Below are 16062 nucleotides of genomic sequence, written 5' to 3' on the forward strand. Positions count from 1 at the left end.
TCCCCGTTAATGCGTGTTCGTTGTTCTCTTGCCTGGCAGCATTGTCGTTGCGGAAAAATTTGTCCAGACAAATATTCGCGATGAATTCGAAATATTTTTCTGATTTTACAAAGTAAAACCAAATGGATACCGAATATAAAGGTGCCAAAATATGGCGGACGGATCGCCATAGCGATGTCCGAAATCATGGTGCGAGACGGAGCGGTTCGCCGCTGCGCTACATGGTCATGTCCCCAGCCGTCCCAGCATCGTCGCGACCGCCTGTTCCGCGGATTCGAGCGAGCCTTCCATGCCGGAGCTGCCCTGTGCCAGATGCTCCCCGGCGAAGTGAAGGCGGTTCCCCCGCGCGCGGCATCCGGCCGCCAGCGTCGCCGCCTGGCCGGGGGCGATATGATGATAGATGCCGCGCGCCATCGGGCTGCGCTGCCAGCTGAAGAGCCTTGCCAGCCGCAGCTTGCCGCGCGCCGCCGGGCGGGCGGCCTCGATCCGCGCGATGATCGCGCCGGCCGCGACGTCGCGGGGCATCCGGTCGAGCCGGCCGGCATTCGGGCCGGACAGCCAGACCTTGAGCATCGGCGGGTCCTCGCCCAGCGCGAACACCCGCCCGATCAGCGGATCGTCGCTCCACAGCGTTTCGGGCAGGCCGTCCGATTTCCAGAATGCGTCGCTTGCGGCCAAATAGGCGAAGCTTGCGCGGCTATAGGGCAGGCCCGCGATCAGCGCGGCAAGATCGCGGCTGATCGGCGCCTCGATGGGGATCGTCCGCAACGCCGCGAAAGGGATGGTGCAAAGTGCATGGCGCGCGGTGATCGTCTTGCCGTTCGTCAGCGTTACGGTGACGTTTTCGGGGCTTTCGGCGATCGCGGCGACCTGTTGCCCCAGCCGGGGCGGGGTCGCCAGCGTCGCCGCCATCGCTTCGGGCAGGCGCTGCGATCCGCCGCCGATCATCAGCAGCGGACCGGGGCTTGCGCGAAATATCGCCGCCGTGCGCGCGACATGCAGCGCCGAGAGGGAATGGACGCTGTTGCCGTTGAGATTGGCGTCGATCAGCCGGATCGCCTCCGCGCTGGCCCCGGCCTGCGCCAGCGCCGCGGCATAGGATATGTCGAGCGCGGCGGCGTTCGGCTCCATCCAGCTCTGTGGTGTCGGCAGCGCGGCCATGCGTGCGCCGAAGGCCGGGCCGAGCGCGCCGGGCGGGATGGCGCGTTCCGGCGCGGGCAGGCGGTTGGCGTCCGATCCGGGCCAGTCCGCCATGGTCACGGAACGGCCGCCGATATGATACAGCACGTTCCGGTCGATCGAGGGCGCCGGTTCCAGCGGAATCCCGTGCCGCTTCGTCAGGCCGATGATGCGGTGATAGCCGCTGCCGATCTGCACGCCGCCCGCTTCGGGCGCGCCGGGCAGATCGTCGAGCGTGTGCATGCACCCGCCCACCCGGCGTTCGCCCTCGATCACGATCACCCGCACGCCCTGCGCCTCCAGCAGGGACGCGGCGTGAAGCCCGGCCAGCCCGGCGCCGATGATGAGGACATCGGCCTCCGTGCGCCCCCAGGCGGCGCGGGGGGCAGCGCCCGCGAGCAGCGCGGCGCCTCCGGTCAGGAGGGTCTGGCGTCGCGTCACCGCCATCTCAATGGGCCTGTTTGCCGCTATCGGGATCGGCCTTGCGCCGTTCCTCGATCCATTTGCGGAAGGCCGTCCATGTCGTTTCGTTGGGCCGGGTGTCGTCGGTCGGCGGCGCTTGCCTGTAGGCGGGATAATTGGCCGCGATCTCGTCCTTCAGCACCTTGGGCAGCGCGTCGAAGCTGGCGAGCTTCGTCCCGACCGCGTTGAAGACGAGCTGGCCCTGACGCCCGCGCATCTTCATCCACGGCATCCAGTCGGAAATGCGCACCCATGAGACGGACGGCGACACCGTCTGGCTCTTCGTGTCCAGAATTTCGTCGGCGCGGGCGACGAAGTCGAAAATCTCCATCGCATGATATTTGCCGCCGACATAATCCTGATACTCCCCGGCGAGGACGTTGTGATAGAAGAGCGGCACCTCGATCGGCATCGCCAGCCACTGGCCCATGCGCTTGTGGGTCAGCCGGAACGGCTTGCCGTCGGCGGCATAGGGGAAGGCGGCGGGGACGTTCACCGGATCATTGGCGATCTGCATCACCTCGACGGTTTCGCCGGTCCACGGGTTGGTCCATTGGCGGACGATCTCGCCCGTTCTGGGATCGGTGAACAGCATCACCTCACGGCTTACCTGACGATAGCCCTTGCCGCGCTTCGCGTCGGTAACGGTCGCGCACTGGCGGATGTTCATGCCTTCGCCGGTGAAGAGCAGCCGGTCCGGCTCGCCCGTCACGCGGGAATAGACCCTGCCGGTCCAGTAATAGACGGCGGGTTCGCCGTCCTTCGCGCCGCATTGGGCGCGCTTCATGATCTCGACCGCATCTTCGGGCCTGTCCGGATCGAGCGTCCGCGCGGCGGCGGGCACGGCCGCGACCAGCGCAAGGCCGCTCATGGCAAGGAAACAGCTTCTGATCATGTTCTTCCCCTTTTTAGGTCCGGGAAAAGGCTAGCGCACTTCCATCCATTTTCAATATGTCCGGACAAATTTTCTACTGTGCCTGGTCGCCTTCTCCATTCTGCATATAATCGATCATGGCCTGGCGCCTCGCCGCGTCAGGCTCCCCGGCGTAGATCATGCGGGTGCCGGGCACGAGCGCGCGGGGATCGGCGAGATAGGCGTCCAGCTTCTCGCGGGTCCAGACGATCCCGCTGTTTTTCAGGGCATCGGAATATCGGAAGCCGGGTTCGCTGCCCGCCGGCTTGCCGACGATATCATGCAGATTGGGCGCGGTGGGCCGCTTCACCCCCTTGGTGAAGCTGTGGCAGGTCAGGCAGGCGGCGACCGGATTGGTTCGGGCAGGCGCGGTGCCATTCCCGCCGTTGCCGCCGCATCCGGCCAGTATCATGGCGCCAAAAACAAGGGTGGTGATGGAGGTGGTTTTCATCTCGTTCTTCTCTCGACGGAATTCAGGCAAAGCCCAGAACCCCCGGATTCATGAGGCCCCTTGGGTCCAATATCTCCTTGATACCGGCGAGCAGGCGCTCCGGTGCGGGCGACAGCGCCTCGCGAAAGGGATAGGTGCGTCCAATCTGGCTGGAGATCGCGCCTCGTTCGCGAAACATCTCCACGGTTTCCCGGCGCAGCCGGTCGACCAGCGCCCGCGCGGCCGGATCGGCGGGCGGCATTTCCCCGAAACCCGCCAGATGCCGGGGTTCGGCCGCTGCGCGATGCAGGGGCAGCCAGCTGTCCCGCCAGTGAAACACCGCTTCGAAGCTGAAGCAGCCCGTGCCGAGCGCGGAGACGAGCCGGGTGACGTGCACCTCATGGGCGGCCATCTCCCCGGCATGAGGGGCGATCAGCGCCTCGAAGGCGGCGATCAGCCCGCGCGCCTCCGAATGGGCGACCTTGGCATTGAGCGCGACCCAGCGTCCGCCCTTCGGCCCGATCACGCCATTGAGATCGGCGAAGATGGCGGCGCGGGCGACGCGCGGGATGGTCGGCGCGACGGGAACGCCGCCCCGCTCGGTGGCGATGCGCGTCGCGGCGTCGAGATCGGCCCGGACCGCTGCGGGAATGCGGCCTGCCACGGTCAGGTGCAGCGAGAAATGCCCCGCCGGGATGAAGCCGGTGCCGCCCTTCGCAAGCGATGCCAGCGCCTTCGCCGCCTTCAGCGTGCCGCCTGCCTCCCGCGCCACCGACAGCGCGGTCTTTGCCATGGCCGTGGCATCCGCCGGAAGCGCGTCGACCGCGCCGGGATCGAGAATATAGACTTCCTCCGCGAGATCGGCGCGGGCGATTTCCGAAAGCGCGTCCGCCGCCTCCTCCAGCGTGGCGAAGGCGAAGCTCGCATGGTCCTGCCCGGCGGGCGTGCGGATCATGCGGAAGCTCGCCTCGGTCTTGATGCCCAGCATGCCGCCGTCATGGGTGAAGAGGCCGGTCAGATCGGGGCCGAAGCCGCGCAACAACGGCCGGGCGGGACGGGACAGCGCGCCCCGCCCGGTACGCAACAGGGTGCCGTCGGCCAGCGCGATTTCCATGCCGAGGACGATATCGGCCGCCGATCCGTGGCGCGCCGAACCGAAGAACAGCGCGCCATGGCTCAGCCCGCCGCCGACCGTCGCTCCGGCGCCGGAAAAGGTCCCGAAAAAGGGCAGGCGCAGCCCGCGCGGTTTCAGCGCGTCATATATCTGCTTCCACGTCACCCCCGCCTGAACGGTGATCGTCAGATCGTCTTCGGCAATGTCGAGGATGCGGTTCATCGCGCGCATATCGACGGTGATCGCCTTCGCATGCGGCGAGGCATAGCCGCCGGTATAGCTCAGTCCGCCACCGCGCGGGACGACCGCATAGCCGAGCGCGGCGGCGGCCTCGATGGCCCCGGCCACCTGCGCCGCATCGGTGGGAACGACCATGGCGGCCGGCCGCTCGCCGGTGACATGCAGGTCGCTGGAGGCGAGGGCGAGCGCCTCCTCGTCGATGCGGACGGCTTCGGCGCCGAGGCGGGCGGTCAGCGCTTCGATCAGCGCGCGGTCGCTCATGCCGGTTTCCAGATGCTCAGCACGGTGATCGCGGCGATGAACGCCCAGAGCAGCAGCAGAATGGACGTTGCCCGCACATAGGTGCGCCGGATGATCGCGTTCGTCTCCTCGGTCGGCCCCTCGCGCGCCATGACGGCCCAGGTGCGGAAATGCGCGATCAGGGCGAGGCGGATGCCCACGCCGCACAGCATGACGCAGGCGAACAGCGCCAGCTTCCAGCGCAGCCATGGCGGCATCGGCCATGCGCCGCCGACCAGCCCCGCCGCGATCGCCACCAGAACCGCCATCAGCACATAGCGCGACCCGCGATCAATCGCGCCGAGCGTCCTGCCGACGGGCCTGTGCCGCAGCCGGTGCACCAGCTCGACAAAGGCGAACCACAGGGCGCCGAACAGGCCGAAGCCGATCGCGGCCGCTTCACCACCGGGGATATAGCCGTAAAGCGCGGCGATGGCAGGGCCGAGGCTCGCCTGCAACACCAGCGCATAGCGGACATGCTGGTCGACCTCCATCACATGGTCCATCAGCCGCGCCCGTTCCGCGAAGGGCATGGCGCCGCTGTAGGAGACATAGCGATAGGTGCTGTTGATCACGAACTCGGAACCGAGCCAGTAGCCGAGCACCGCGATATGCGCGACGAGCAGCCAGGCGGCGATCACAGCCCCGCCTCCGTCCGGTCGCCGGGGGCCGGTTCATGGCCGGTCGGTTCATGGACTGCCGGCTCATAGGTGGCCAGTTCATAAGCCGTCTGCATATAGCCGCCGACCGTTGCCTTCAGCAGCACATAGTCGCCATCGTCCGTGCTCCACAGGTCATAGGGCGGATGTTCCTGCAACAGGCCCGGAATGTCGGTGAAGCGGAAATGCAGCGCGTCGAAATCCCCGGCCGCGACGCTCAGCCGCTGCCGCCCGACAAATTCGATCGCGAGGTCGATCGGGAAGAGCATCGGCCCGGTCGCGCCGCGATGATCGGGCGAGGACAGCAGGATGTCGCGGAACATCTGCACGCCCGGCCCCCGCGACAGGTCGTAGAGGTTGAGCAGGAAGCCGTCGTTGATCATCGCATGATTGCCGAAAGCGGCGAGCGGCGATTGCAGGTCGATCTGCTGCGACACGCGGCCCTCGACGGCCGTCATCGCCTCGCATTCGGCCAGCCGGTCCGAAAAGCGGAACCAGCCCGATCCCCGGAATGCGCCGCCCACCGCGATCCGCACGAAGCTTTCCTGCGGGCGGCCCTCGCGGTCGACGCGCAGGTTGACGTCGCGCACCACGGCGGGGGCGTCGTCGATCTCGCCATGGGCGGCGATGGTGCGGCAGCCGTCCTTGTGGATGTCGATGCGGAAATGCTCCCGGCCGCGCTCCTGCCCATCACGCCCGGCCATGGTGCTGGTGTAGAGGATCGTTCCGGCGATGCTGCGGACGATGCCGGTCATTTCCACACGCCCTTGTCGCGCAGATAGCGCCCGGCGTCCTTCAGGTCGGCGGGCTGATAGCTGTCGAACAGATTGGGCGGGAAGCGGGGCGTGTAGCCGCCGAGCACATCCAGATAGAGCTGAGGATGGATGGTTGGCTGCCGGTGCCGCGCGCGGAAGGCGCCGATCGGGATGCGCCCGCTCACCAGCGTCTCATTGGGCGATCTGGCCATCGCCATCGCCTCGCCATCCGGCCCGTAGATCGCAGAGCCGCCCGCGTTGGTGTCCTCGAAAAAGGGCGATCCGGGCGAGATCGCATTGTTGCAGACCGCCGTATAGACGCCGTTGTAGAGCGAGGTCGCCGCGATATCGGCAGGCACGAAGCCGCCGGTTGCGGTGCGCAGTATCACCTCCGCCCCCTTGATCGCCATCGCGCGGAACAGCTCCGGCTCCCGCTGGACCGAACTGGTTGCCAGATTGCCGATCGGCGTGCGGGTGACAGGCAGGATCGCGTCGCGCCCGTACATTTCGACGAAGCGGTCCAGCACGTCGTAGATCGTCGTCGTGAACAGCTCTATCTCTCCGCCGAACACGCCCTTGATGTTGCGGGCCTTCCAGTCGCGCGCGAGGATCTTTCCGTCCGGGCCGATGATCGTGGTGATCGACAGCGCATGGCCCGGCCAGTCGGGATCGCGGGCATAGGAACCGAAGACGATATAGATGCCGTGCTGCCGGGCCTTTTTCGCGATCGCCTCGGTTTCCTCGCCGGGGATTTCGATGGCGAGGCGCAGCACGTCCTTGCGGGTCCACCCCGCGCCGAAGCCGGTGATCGGGAATTCGTGGAAGAACAGCAGGTCCGGCCCCGCACCGAAGGCGAAGGCGGCATCGATCAGGCCGAGCATGTGGTTGAGATTGTCGCGGCGGCTTGCGTCCACCCGAGCGAGGTCCACCGGCATGGAGCGCGCCTGCGCCACGCCCAGCGTCCAGCTTTCCTTCGCCAGCGGCACCACCGGATAGCGCCCGTCCGGCGGGATCGACACATCGGCGCCGGGTCCGGCGGCGCCCGCCGCCAGGGCATTGCCGGAAACGCCGAGCGTGGCGGAGAGGCCGAGGCCCCCCGCTGCACCCAGCATCGCCCTGCGGGAAAGCGCCGCCCGGCTCACAGTGCCCTCGGGCGATAGCTGTAATAGCTCGGGTCGTCATAGGCTTTCCAGTCGCGGGAAACCCTGTTCTCGTTGATCACGGTGCGCTGGAACAGGCGGCCCTTGCGATACCAGTGCCATGTCCGGTTCTTGGCGTTGCCGTCCTGCGCGACGGTGATCATCTCATAATAGCGGAAATCGGGTTCGTGCGTCCGCGTCCAGCCGACCATGATGGTGCGGTTCGTCTCGTCATAGTTCAGCGCGCCGACGAAGCCGTCGATCAGGTCGTTGTTGATCCAGATGCGATCGCCCCGGAAGGTGCCGTCGAAATAGCGGATTTCCTGTGTGCCGTCGTCCCAGCTGTAGATATTGGTCTGGCTGAGCTTCGCCTCGCCGTCCGGGCCGTCCATCAGGCGGCAGACAAGCCGGGACTTGTGGCGGTCGATGATCCTGTGATCGGCGTCGAGGTGGACATATTCGCCTTCCCACACACCGGCCTGATCGGCGACGATCGGCTGCTTTTCGGTAATTATCTGCATCGGTCCCTCTTTCCTTGTGCGCCGATCATGACGCAGGAAGGGGAGGGCGATCCAACAACTAATTATCTTTTTCAGCAACCATTGGTTGTGTATCGCTGCGAAATGGAATCACGTCAGGTCCGCCATTTCCTTGCCGCCTATGACATGGGCAGCTTTGCCTCCGCCGCGCAGGCGCTGGGGTTGAGCCAGCAGGCGATCAGCAAGAGCATCCTGCGGCTGGAGGCGCAACTGGGCGTGCGTCTGTTCGAACGGGACGGGCGGCGCGTCCGCCCGACCGCCTATGCCGAACTGTTCCTGCCCCATGCCCGCACCATCGCGGCGGAAACGGACCGCTTCCGCGCCGATCTGGGCGATATGCTGGGCGGACGGCAGGGGCGGTTGCGCATCGGCGTGGGGCCGAGCGCGGCGGCCGATGTCGTCGCCGGCGCCGTCCGCATGCTGACGGTCGAGCGGCCGGACGTGCGGCTGAGCGTGATGGCGGGCATTTACGAGATGATGGTCAGCGATCTTCTGCTGGGCAAGCTGGACGTGATCGTCGCGGTCCGTCAGGTGGACCGGCCCGATCCGCTGATCCGCGAGGAAGCCCTGGGCGATATACATTATGTCGTGCTTGCCGGGGCCGAACATCCGCTTGCAGGGCGGGGCCGGCTGTCGTTGACGGACCTGAGCGGCGCGAAATGGCTGGCCGGGGCCAATATCGGCGCGGTGGAGCAGGCGATCGAGGCCAGTTTCCGCGCGGCGGGCGTCCCGCGCCCCCGGCCGGAGATCGAGACCACCTCTGTCATCTTCACGGTCGCCATGCTGGACGCAGGGATGCATCTGGCGATCCTGCCGGAAATGCTGATGGCGCGCGATCTGCGCGCCGGACGGATCGTGAAGATAGACGTCGACGCGGAGCCGTGGACGCGCCCCCTGATCGTCGCAACCCGCGTCCGCGCGCCCAAGCCGCCGATCGTCGACGCGTTCATGAGCAGCCTCGAAAGGGTAATGCCGGGCCGGGATAAGCGACCGGCCGGCTGATCGCCGCTCAGCGCAGGAACTGCTTCCGCCCGTCGGCGGCATAGGCATGATCCGGTGCGACCGTCCCGTTCAGGATATGGGACTGGATGATGGCGTCGATCGCCTGCTCGTCGACGCCGCCATAATAGACGTTCTCCGGGCAGACCTGAACGACCGGGGCGAGATTGCACGGGCCGAGGCAACTCGCCTTGGCGCTCATCATCCCGTCTCCTTCCGTGCGCAGAGAGAGGCGGGCCTGTTCGTTGCGCAGATGCCCCCAGACGAGAGGTGCGCCCGCCGCCGTGCAGGGGCCGCCATGGCAGACGAGCACGCGACGTTTCTGTGCGGGCACGATCGACCCTTCGCGGGCCTTCGGGGGAAGGGGCGCTTCCGGTTGCTGCTCGCTTGCGCCGCGTATCGCCGCCGCGAGCAGGCCCGCCATTTCCGGCAGGCTGCCCAGCGTCGGACCGATGCGGATGTCGGGCCAGGCCCGGCCGTCCTCACTCCGCCAGCGCGTGATCGAGCGGGCGAGCCAGGCGCGATAGCTCGGCTCTGCGGGCAGCATGACCGGAACGATCAGGATCGAGGCTGCGCCTTCCCCCACCAATGCCAGAAGCACATCGCGCAGCGCCGGTTCGCCCTGTTCGGAAAAGGCGATATGCGCGGCCGCCACCCGGCCCTGCGCCATCACCCTGTCGGCGAGCTGCCGCATTTCCGCCAGCGGCGCGGCGGCGATGGCCGAGCGCGCCAGCAGCAGCGCCGTGGGCAGGGGGTTCTCGTTCATCCTCTTTTCTCCACGCCGAGCCGGTCGGCAATCAGCTTGAAACAGCGCAGGCGGTCGGCGGGATCGTGCGTCCAGCAGGTCATGACGATTTCGTCGGCGTGATGGTCTGCGGCCAGCGCGGCCAGCCTTTCGCCTATGTCGCTGGCCGATCCGACGAAGCTATAGTCCAGCGTCCGTTCGATCCGCTCTCGCTCGGCGGGGCTGTAACGGATGGCGGCCGCCGCTTCCGGCGAGAGCATGCCGGAGCGTTCCCTGCGGTCGAGCTGTATGCGCCAATGCGCGCGGGGGCCATAGAGATAGCGCGCTTCCTCCGCGCTGTCCGCCGCGAGGGCCCAGACCGACAGCGCCAGCACCGGCCGGGGAAAGCGGTCGCCGGGCCGGAAGCGCTTGCGGTAAAGCTCCACCGCCTCGCGGGCCAGATGATGATTCTGGTCGTGGGAGATGTTGAAGCAATAGGGCAGACCGAGCGAGGCCGCGAGCGCCGCGCCTCTGGGCGAGCTGCTGAGTATCCACGGTTCCGGCTGTCCCGGCGTCGCGGGGAAGGCGCGCACGGCGGCGTGGGCGGCGGGCGGGCGATCGGCCAGCCAGCCGAGCAGCTCGCGGACGGACTCGTCGAAATCCATGCTGTTGAAATCCGCCGGATCGCCCCGGCGCAGCGCGCCGGCGGCCTCCAGGCTGCCGCCGGGCGAGCGGCCGAGGCCGAGGTCGATACGGCCGGGGGCCAGCGCCTCCAGCACGCGGAACTGCTCCGCCACCTTGAACGGCGCATAATGCGACAGCAGCACGCCCGCGCTGCCGACGCGGATGTCCTGCGTCGCCATGGCGATGGCGGCGGCCAGTATCTCCGGCGCGGAGCCGATATTGGCCGGGCTGTTATGATGCTCGGCCAGCCAATAGCGGCGGAAGCCCAGTTCCTCGCACAGCGACGCGAAGCGCACCGTGTCGCGGATGGTTTCCGCATGGCACCGGCCCTCGACGGCGGGCGACTGGTCGAGACAGGACAGGGCGATCATCGGACCTCCGCAGGCAGGATATAGGGTATGCCCTCGATCTCGCCGACATGCGCGGCGACGCCGAACACCTCGCGCAGCCGGTCGGGCGTCAGGACGGCGCGCCAGTCGCCGACCGCGACCAGCCGCCCTTCGCTCATCAGCGCGATCCGGTCGGCGAAGCGCGCCGCCGCGCCAAGGTCGTGGATCGCCATCAACGCGCCGATCCCGCTGGCGTCGACCAGTTCGCGCACCTGCCGCAGCGCGTCGATCTGGTGGCGCAGGTCGAGCGCGCTGGTCGGCTCGTCCAGCAGCATGTAGCGCGCGTCCTGCGCCACCGCGCGGGCGATCAGCACGCGCTGCCGCTCGCCGCCGCTCAGCGCGTCGAAGGGGCGCAGGGCGAAAGGCTCAAGGCCGAAGCGCGCCAGCACCGACCGGACGATGGCGCGGCGTTCGGCGGCGCTTTCCCGGTGGCGATGCGCGGCCCGGCCCAGCGTCACCATCTCCGCCACGCTGAGGCCCAGCGTCTCGCCGCCCTGTTGCGGGACATAGGCGATGGCGCGGGCCAGAGCCTCGCGCGGGAGGCGGGAGAGGGGGTGGCCGTCCACCTCGACCGTGCCGCCGCCCGGCTTCCATATGCCGTCGAGGCAGCGGATGAGGCTGCTCTTGCCCGCGCCGTTGGGGCCGAGCAGGCACAGCAGCTCGCCGGGCGCAAGGGCGAGGTCGATCCCGTCCAGCAGGGTACGCCCGCCGCGTTGCAGGCGCAGGGATCGGGCCGTCAGCGTCATGCCGTCCTCCTCCTGCGGCCCAGCAGCAGATGCAGGAACAGCGGCACACCGAGATAGGCGACGACGATCCCCACCGGCACCGTCACCGGCGCGAACAGCGTCCGCCCGGCAAGGTCGGCGAGCAGCAGCAGCAGCGCCCCGGCAAGCGCGGAAAAGGGCAGCAGCAGCCGGTGATCCCCGCCGATCAGCAGCCGCCCGACATGCGGCGCGATCAGCCCGACGAAGCCGATCACCCCCGCGAAGCTGACGATCGCGGCGGTCATCAGCACCGAGGCCAGCGTCACCATCACCCGCACGCGCATCACCCGGAAGCCCAGCGAAGCGGCGACCTCGTCGCCCCCGGCGGCGAAGGCGTTGAGCGCCCATGCCTGCCCCCATAGCAGCGGAAAGGTGGCGAGGAGCACCGATCCCGCGACCAGCACCGCGTTCCAGCTGGCGCCGTTGACCGATCCGAACGCCCAGTGGATGATGACCGCCAGCTGCTGCTCGGTGGCGACGAACTGCAAGGTCGCGGTGAGCGCGCCGAACAGATAGGACAGCCCGACCCCGGCCAGCACCAGCACCGTGCCGCTGATCCCGCGCAGCGTCGCCAGCCCCAGCACGATCGCGGCGCAGAGCAGCGCGGAGAGGAACGCCGCCCCGACCAGCACCGCCCCATGATCGCCCAGCGTCAGGATCGCGATCGACGCGCCGAAGCTGGCGGCAGGCGAAATGCCGAGCGTATAGGGGCTGACCAGCGGGTTGCGGGTGATGCCCTGCATCGCGACCCCGGCGCTCGCCAGCGCGGCGCCCGCGATGATCGCCAGCAACGTGCGCGGCAGGCGCAGGCCGGTGAGGATTGCGATATCCTGCTCCCCAAGGCCGCCGCGCGAAGAAGGCGCAACCAGCGCCCGCAACACCTCGCCCAGGCCGATCCGCGTCACGCCCTGCATCGTCGTGAACAGCGCAAGCACGATCAGCAGCAGCGCCGTACCGCCGATCAGCCACGCCTGCCGCCCCACCTTCATGATGCACCGTCCGTCAGCCGGGCGCTGTAGCCGCTCTGCGCCGGGACATGCTGGAACCGGATCAGCCATTGCGCCATCACCGCTTCGGGATCGACATCGCGGAACCGGTCGGGATAGAGCCATTTGGCGATTTGCAGCGCCCCGATGATCTTGGAACAGCCGCCCGCGAGATAATAGGACATGTGATAGACCTGTCCGTCCCGCACCGCCGGGAGGGTGGCGAAGCCGGGGCGGGTGGCGATGCCGGTCAGCACGGCGCGGGAAAAGTCGCGCGGATGGGGCGCATATTGGCCGGGCTGCAATTTCACGATGACCTCCGGCGACCGGGCGATCACCTGTTCCGGGTCGACGGTGAAGCCCTGCACATTGCCCCGCGCCTTGTTCTCGCCGGTGATCATGACATCGCGGAAGATGTTGAGGCCGCCGCCCGTCTCGATCATGTCGTGCCAGCCCGACCCCGGCAGCAGGGTGCGGTAATCCGCGACCTCCTCCATATAGACGCGCTTGCGCCGCACGCCCTTCAGCCGCTCTTCCAGCAGGTCGCGCCAATGGCGATAGAAGCGGTTGAGCTCCGCCGCTTCCTCCGGCCGCTCGAACAGGCGGCCGAGCAGGGTGACGTTCTCCTCATGCTTCAGCACGTCCCAGGCGGTGAGGACGGCCACCGGAATGCCCAGCGGCTGGAGGACGCGCTCGGCCTCGGCCCAGCTGCCGTTGCGGGGGATGAGGACGAGGTCGGGGCGGAGCGCGGCGATCGCGTCATAATTGGGGTTGGACTGGCCCTGCCCGATGATCGCCGTCTTTTCGAGGCCGGGCCAATAGGCGCGTTCCTTCGCGGTGCCCGCGTCCACCCCGGCTATCACCTGCGTCCCCGCGATGGCGCGCACGAACTCCACATCATAGCGGTTGAAGATCGCGACCCGGCGCAGCGGCTTGCCGACCGTGACGGACCGGCCCAGATCGTCGCGAAACTCGAAATTCCCCGTCGCCGCCACGGGAGCGGAGGACACGCCGCCGCGCAGCAGCAGGCCGCCCGCAAGCAGCAGGGCCAGCACGATCAGGACCGGACCGAAATGCCAAGGTTTCATGAACCGCCTCGCGGGAAACGGAGCGGAGCGGGCGCGCCGCTCCGCCCCCGATGGTTCAGAACACCATGCTGAGCGTGCCGGTGTAGCTGCGCGGCGCGCCCAGTATCTGCTGCGTGCCGTTGCCCGCATAGCTCGACACGGCGTAGATCTCGTCGAACAGATTATCGACGCGGAAGTCGAGCTTGAGCGCGGGCGTCACCAGCCAGCGCGCGCCCACCGCCGTCACGTCATAGGCGGGCAGCACGTAGAGGTTGGTGTTGTCGGTGTAGCGCTTGCCGACATATTGCCATTCCGCGCGCAGCTGCACCGTCGGCGTCACGTCGAGGCTGGTGCGGACATTGGCCGTCTTTTCCGGCACGAATTGCGGGCGATTGCCCTTCAGCGACGTGCGCACGCCGCCGACCGTGGCGAAGAAATCGTCGAACCGCGAATCAAGGACGGTGCCGTTCGCCACCAGCGACCAGCCGGGCAGCGGCGTGACCGTCAGCGAGGCTTCGACGCCCCGCGACGACTGGCGGCCGACCTGCTCGCTCTGGCTGAGATTGCCGAGCACCGGCACCAGCAGGTCCTTCTTGACGATCTTGTAGGCCGCAAGCGTCCATTCGATCCGCCCGCCCAGATGCGACCCCTTGGCGCCCGCCTCATATTGGCGGCCGGGCGAGAGGTCGAACAGGATCTGCGAGGCGGAGATGCTGGCGAGCGACGTCACCGGATCGTTGGCGGTCGCATATTGCGCGTAGAGCGAAATGGTGGGCAGCGGGTTGTAGACGATGCCCGCGTTCCAGCCCGCGCCGTTGATGCTGTTGGGCGCGGGGTCGTTGGCCGAAGCGGGCTGGCTGCGGCGCTTCATGCGATAGCGGTCCCAGCGCACGCCCGCCACGAGCGACAGCTGCTCGCCCAGCTTCAGCCGGTCCTGTGCGAAGAAGCCGATCTGGTCGACGGTGGCGATATATTGCGGGCGGCGATAGGTGGCGCCGGGGGCCTGCGCATAGACGCCCGGATCGAAATCCAGCGCGGGAACGGTGGTGGACCCGGTATAGGTGCCGTTGTCGTGCCGGTTGTAGCGGTTATGGTTGACGTCGAAACCGACCGCCAGCGAATTTTCCGCGCCGCCGATCCGGCTGTCGATCGTCGCGAAGCCATGGTCGCCATATTGATGCTGCCACGCGACGATATCGCGATATTGCGATTGCCGCACCCGTTCCGGCAGCGCGCCGGTGGCGGGCAGATAGGTGTAGGTGTAGTTCTCGAAATATTCGCGATACTGGTGGATCATATAGGCGTCGTTGCGGAAGGTGAAATTCTCCGACGGCGACCATTCGACGTTGATCCGCGCCCGGTTCTCCTCGAAGCGGATGCGGGCGTCCGCGACATTGTAGTTCTGGCGGCGCAGGCGCTCGTCGATCCTGCCGTTGACCAGCGGCGTGCCTTCATAGGTGCTGGGGCGGATGTCGCCATAATCGTCCACCAGGCTGATCGCCAGCGTATCGGTCGCCTGGAACCGCAGCGCGGCCGATGCCGCGAAGCTGCGGGAGCGGCCGCGATCCATCCAGCCGTCCGACTGGTTGTAGCTGGCGTTGAGGCGGTAGGAGAGGCGATCGCTGACCGGGCCGGTCACGTCGAAGGCCGCGCGGGTGGTGTTCCACGATCCATAGGAAAGCTGCGCCTGCATCCGGCTATGTTCCGGGTCGGGCTTTTTCGACACCACATTGACCGCGCCGCCGATCGCGCCCGCGCCGTAGAGCACCGAGGCCGGGCCGTAGAGGATCTCGATCCGCTCCACATTCCATGGATCGAAGGGGAAGGTGATGACGCCGCCCGCATTGTAGAGCTGCATGCCGTCATAGGTCTGGGTGATCGAATTGACGCCGTAGAAGCCGCGCGTGCTGAGCGCGTTGTTGCCGGTGCCCGGAAAGGGAACGGCCGAGATGCCCGGCGCGCGGCTGGTCGCGTCGGCGACCGTCTGATAGCCGAAATCGCGGATCATGTCGCCCGACAGCACGGCGACGCTGGCGGGCGTTTCCAGCGCGGTCAGGCCGAGCCGGGTGCCCGCGGTGGACGGCGTTTCCAGGCTTATGCCCGCTTCCCGCTGGCCCGTCACCAAGATGGTGTCGCGATCCTCGACCGTGGTGACGGACGAGGTCTGCTGCGCCATCGCCGCCTGCGCGGCCGCCAGCGTCAGCAGGCCGCATCCCAATGAAAGGACGTGATTCTTACCAGTCATTATCTTCATTTCTCCGTTCGTTATCGCAGCCCGGACCGCTGCGAGGCGACCGGGCTCGACTGCCAATACGAACGGCTTGGGGACCGGAGGCGGGACCGCCAGCCGGTTGCAGCGAAAGGAGGCCGGACACGCGAACGCGGCCGACGGAATCCCGTCGCTGCGGCCTTGCCGCTCGTTCGCCGCTCAGACGGAGTTCACCGTGCCTCGACCATCCCCTGGACCCAGGCAAGAGCGACCATGACGCCGGCAGGTCTCCTGGCTTGCGGGTCAGGGCTTGATGCACGCCTTCCCAGGCCTCGCATGACTTAGCGTCCGGCCCAGTGGCTGCCGCCCTCGATGGAGGGAAGCGATGTGCATCGCGCTCGCCGCTTACAGTTGCAGGGACAGCTGCGGACTTGGACAATCCCCCAAAGGACCATCCGCACCGCCTTCCCGTTTTAAGCCTCTTCCGAGGCACCGGCGCGATCATGCCCGCCGCGCGCATGCACGACGGAC

Annotated in this window: 15 protein-coding genes and 1 riboswitch; of the genes, 1 reads left to right on the plus strand and 14 read right to left on the minus strand. The window is 67.7% G+C overall.

The window, feature by feature from the left end; genetic code table 11:
• Positions 1 to 225 precede the first annotated feature (225 nt).
• The 8 genes from GGR43_RS04405 to GGR43_RS04440 form a co-directional block, all read right to left on the minus strand.
• On the minus strand, positions 226 to 1620 hold the full coding sequence (locus GGR43_RS04405; RefSeq protein WP_188070719.1) for a flavin monoamine oxidase family protein: 1395 nt from the start codon (positions 1618 to 1620) through the stop codon (positions 226 to 228).
• A gap of 7 nt (positions 1621 to 1627) precedes the next feature.
• Positions 1628 to 2536 carry a DUF1838 family protein gene (locus tag GGR43_RS04410; RefSeq protein WP_223177277.1) on the minus strand — a complete coding sequence of 303 codons (909 nt, stop codon included), beginning with the start codon at positions 2534 to 2536 and terminating at the stop codon, positions 1628 to 1630.
• A gap of 73 nt (positions 2537 to 2609) precedes the next feature.
• Entirely contained in the window at positions 2610 to 3005 is a 396-nt protein-coding gene (locus GGR43_RS04415) for a c-type cytochrome (RefSeq protein ID WP_188070721.1), read from the minus strand.
• A gap of 22 nt (positions 3006 to 3027) precedes the next feature.
• Positions 3028 to 4599 carry an FAD-binding oxidoreductase gene (locus GGR43_RS04420; RefSeq protein WP_188070722.1) on the minus strand — a complete coding sequence of 524 codons (1572 nt, stop codon included), beginning with the start codon at positions 4597 to 4599 and terminating at the stop codon, positions 3028 to 3030.
• On the minus strand, positions 4596 to 5258 hold the full coding sequence (locus tag GGR43_RS04425; RefSeq protein WP_188070723.1) for a hypothetical protein: 663 nt from the start codon (positions 5256 to 5258) through the stop codon (positions 4596 to 4598). Before GGR43_RS04425 ends, GGR43_RS04420 begins: the two co-directional genes overlap by 4 nt.
• Positions 5255 to 6031 carry a hypothetical protein gene (locus GGR43_RS04430; RefSeq protein ID WP_223177278.1) on the minus strand — a complete coding sequence of 259 codons (777 nt, stop codon included), beginning with the start codon at positions 6029 to 6031 and terminating at the stop codon, positions 5255 to 5257. Before GGR43_RS04430 ends, GGR43_RS04425 begins: the two co-directional genes overlap by 4 nt.
• On the minus strand, positions 6028 to 7173 hold the full coding sequence (locus GGR43_RS04435; protein ID WP_188070724.1) for a nitrilase-related carbon-nitrogen hydrolase: 1146 nt from the start codon (positions 7171 to 7173) through the stop codon (positions 6028 to 6030). Before GGR43_RS04435 ends, GGR43_RS04430 begins: the two co-directional genes overlap by 4 nt.
• Complete coding sequence (locus tag GGR43_RS04440) at positions 7170 to 7691, minus strand: DUF3598 domain-containing protein (protein WP_188070725.1); 522 nt, start codon at positions 7689 to 7691, stop codon at positions 7170 to 7172. The genes GGR43_RS04435 and GGR43_RS04440 overlap by 4 nt, the downstream gene beginning before the upstream one ends.
• A gap of 102 nt (positions 7692 to 7793) precedes the next feature.
• On the opposite strand from GGR43_RS04440, the gene GGR43_RS04445 reads away from it, so the two are divergent.
• Positions 7794 to 8711, plus strand: a complete 918-nt coding sequence (locus GGR43_RS04445; protein ID WP_188070726.1) for a LysR family transcriptional regulator — start codon at positions 7794 to 7796, stop codon at positions 8709 to 8711.
• A gap of 7 nt (positions 8712 to 8718) precedes the next feature.
• Here GGR43_RS04445 and GGR43_RS04450 read toward each other — a convergent pair whose 3' ends face one another.
• From GGR43_RS04450 to GGR43_RS04475, 6 genes are read right to left on the minus strand one after another with little or no spacing between them, the layout of a single operon-like run.
• Entirely contained in the window at positions 8719 to 9474 is a 756-nt protein-coding gene (locus tag GGR43_RS04450; RefSeq protein WP_188070727.1) for a (2Fe-2S) ferredoxin domain-containing protein, read from the minus strand.
• A complete protein-coding gene (locus GGR43_RS04455; RefSeq protein WP_188070728.1) occupies positions 9471 to 10487 on the minus strand; it encodes an LLM class flavin-dependent oxidoreductase in 1017 nt (338 codons plus the stop codon). The genes GGR43_RS04450 and GGR43_RS04455 overlap by 4 nt, the downstream gene beginning before the upstream one ends.
• Positions 10484 to 11251: an ABC transporter ATP-binding protein gene (locus tag GGR43_RS04460; RefSeq protein WP_188070729.1), complete on the minus strand. Its 768-nt coding sequence runs from the start codon at positions 11249 to 11251 to the stop codon at positions 10484 to 10486. The genes GGR43_RS04455 and GGR43_RS04460 overlap by 4 nt, the downstream gene beginning before the upstream one ends.
• Positions 11248 to 12258 (minus strand): FecCD family ABC transporter permease, encoded by a 1011-nt coding sequence (locus tag GGR43_RS04465; RefSeq protein WP_188070730.1) that lies wholly within the window; start codon positions 12256 to 12258, stop codon positions 11248 to 11250. Before GGR43_RS04465 ends, GGR43_RS04460 begins: the two co-directional genes overlap by 4 nt.
• On the minus strand, positions 12255 to 13343 hold the full coding sequence (locus tag GGR43_RS04470) for an ABC transporter substrate-binding protein (RefSeq protein WP_188070731.1): 1089 nt from the start codon (positions 13341 to 13343) through the stop codon (positions 12255 to 12257). The genes GGR43_RS04465 and GGR43_RS04470 overlap by 4 nt, the downstream gene beginning before the upstream one ends.
• Positions 13344 to 13398: 55 nt before the next feature.
• Positions 13399 to 15567: a TonB-dependent receptor gene (locus GGR43_RS04475; RefSeq protein WP_188070732.1), complete on the minus strand. Its 2169-nt coding sequence runs from the start codon at positions 15565 to 15567 to the stop codon at positions 13399 to 13401.
• 228 nt (positions 15568 to 15795) lie between these two features.
• Positions 15796 to 16043: riboswitch (cobalamin riboswitch) on the minus strand.
• Positions 16044 to 16062: the final 19 nt, after the last annotated feature.

The organism is Sphingobium jiangsuense (assembly GCF_014196495.1).
Classification (GTDB): domain Bacteria; phylum Pseudomonadota; class Alphaproteobacteria; order Sphingomonadales; family Sphingomonadaceae; genus Sphingobium; species Sphingobium jiangsuense.

Coding starts and splice junctions, on each gene's coding strand:
- GGR43_RS04440 (WP_188070725.1), bottom strand. CDS start 7,691: ATGCAGATAATTACCGAAAAGCAGCCGATCGTCGCCGATCAGGCCGGT.
- GGR43_RS04420 (WP_188070722.1), bottom strand. CDS start 4,599: ATGAGCGACCGCGCGCTGATCGAAGCGCTGACCGCCCGCCTCGGCGCC.
- GGR43_RS04430 (WP_223177278.1), bottom strand. CDS start 6,031: ATGACCGGCATCGTCCGCAGCATCGCCGGAACGATCCTCTACACCAGC.
- GGR43_RS04465 (WP_188070730.1), bottom strand. CDS start 12,258: ATGAAGGTGGGGCGGCAGGCGTGGCTGATCGGCGGTACGGCGCTGCTG.
- GGR43_RS04455 (WP_188070728.1), bottom strand. CDS start 10,487: ATGATCGCCCTGTCCTGTCTCGACCAGTCGCCCGCCGTCGAGGGCCGG.
- GGR43_RS04460 (WP_188070729.1), bottom strand. CDS start 11,251: ATGACGCTGACGGCCCGATCCCTGCGCCTGCAACGCGGCGGGCGTACC.
- GGR43_RS04470 (WP_188070731.1), bottom strand. CDS start 13,343: ATGAAACCTTGGCATTTCGGTCCGGTCCTGATCGTGCTGGCCCTGCTG.
- GGR43_RS04445 (WP_188070726.1), top strand. CDS start 7,794: ATGGAATCACGTCAGGTCCGCCATTTCCTTGCCGCCTATGACATGGGC.
- GGR43_RS04410 (WP_223177277.1), bottom strand. CDS start 2,536: ATGATCAGAAGCTGTTTCCTTGCCATGAGCGGCCTTGCGCTGGTCGCG.
- GGR43_RS04475 (WP_188070732.1), bottom strand. CDS start 15,567: ATGACTGGTAAGAATCACGTCCTTTCATTGGGATGCGGCCTGCTGACG.
- GGR43_RS04415 (WP_188070721.1), bottom strand. CDS start 3,005: ATGAAAACCACCTCCATCACCACCCTTGTTTTTGGCGCCATGATACTG.
- GGR43_RS04450 (WP_188070727.1), bottom strand. CDS start 9,474: ATGAACGAGAACCCCCTGCCCACGGCGCTGCTGCTGGCGCGCTCGGCC.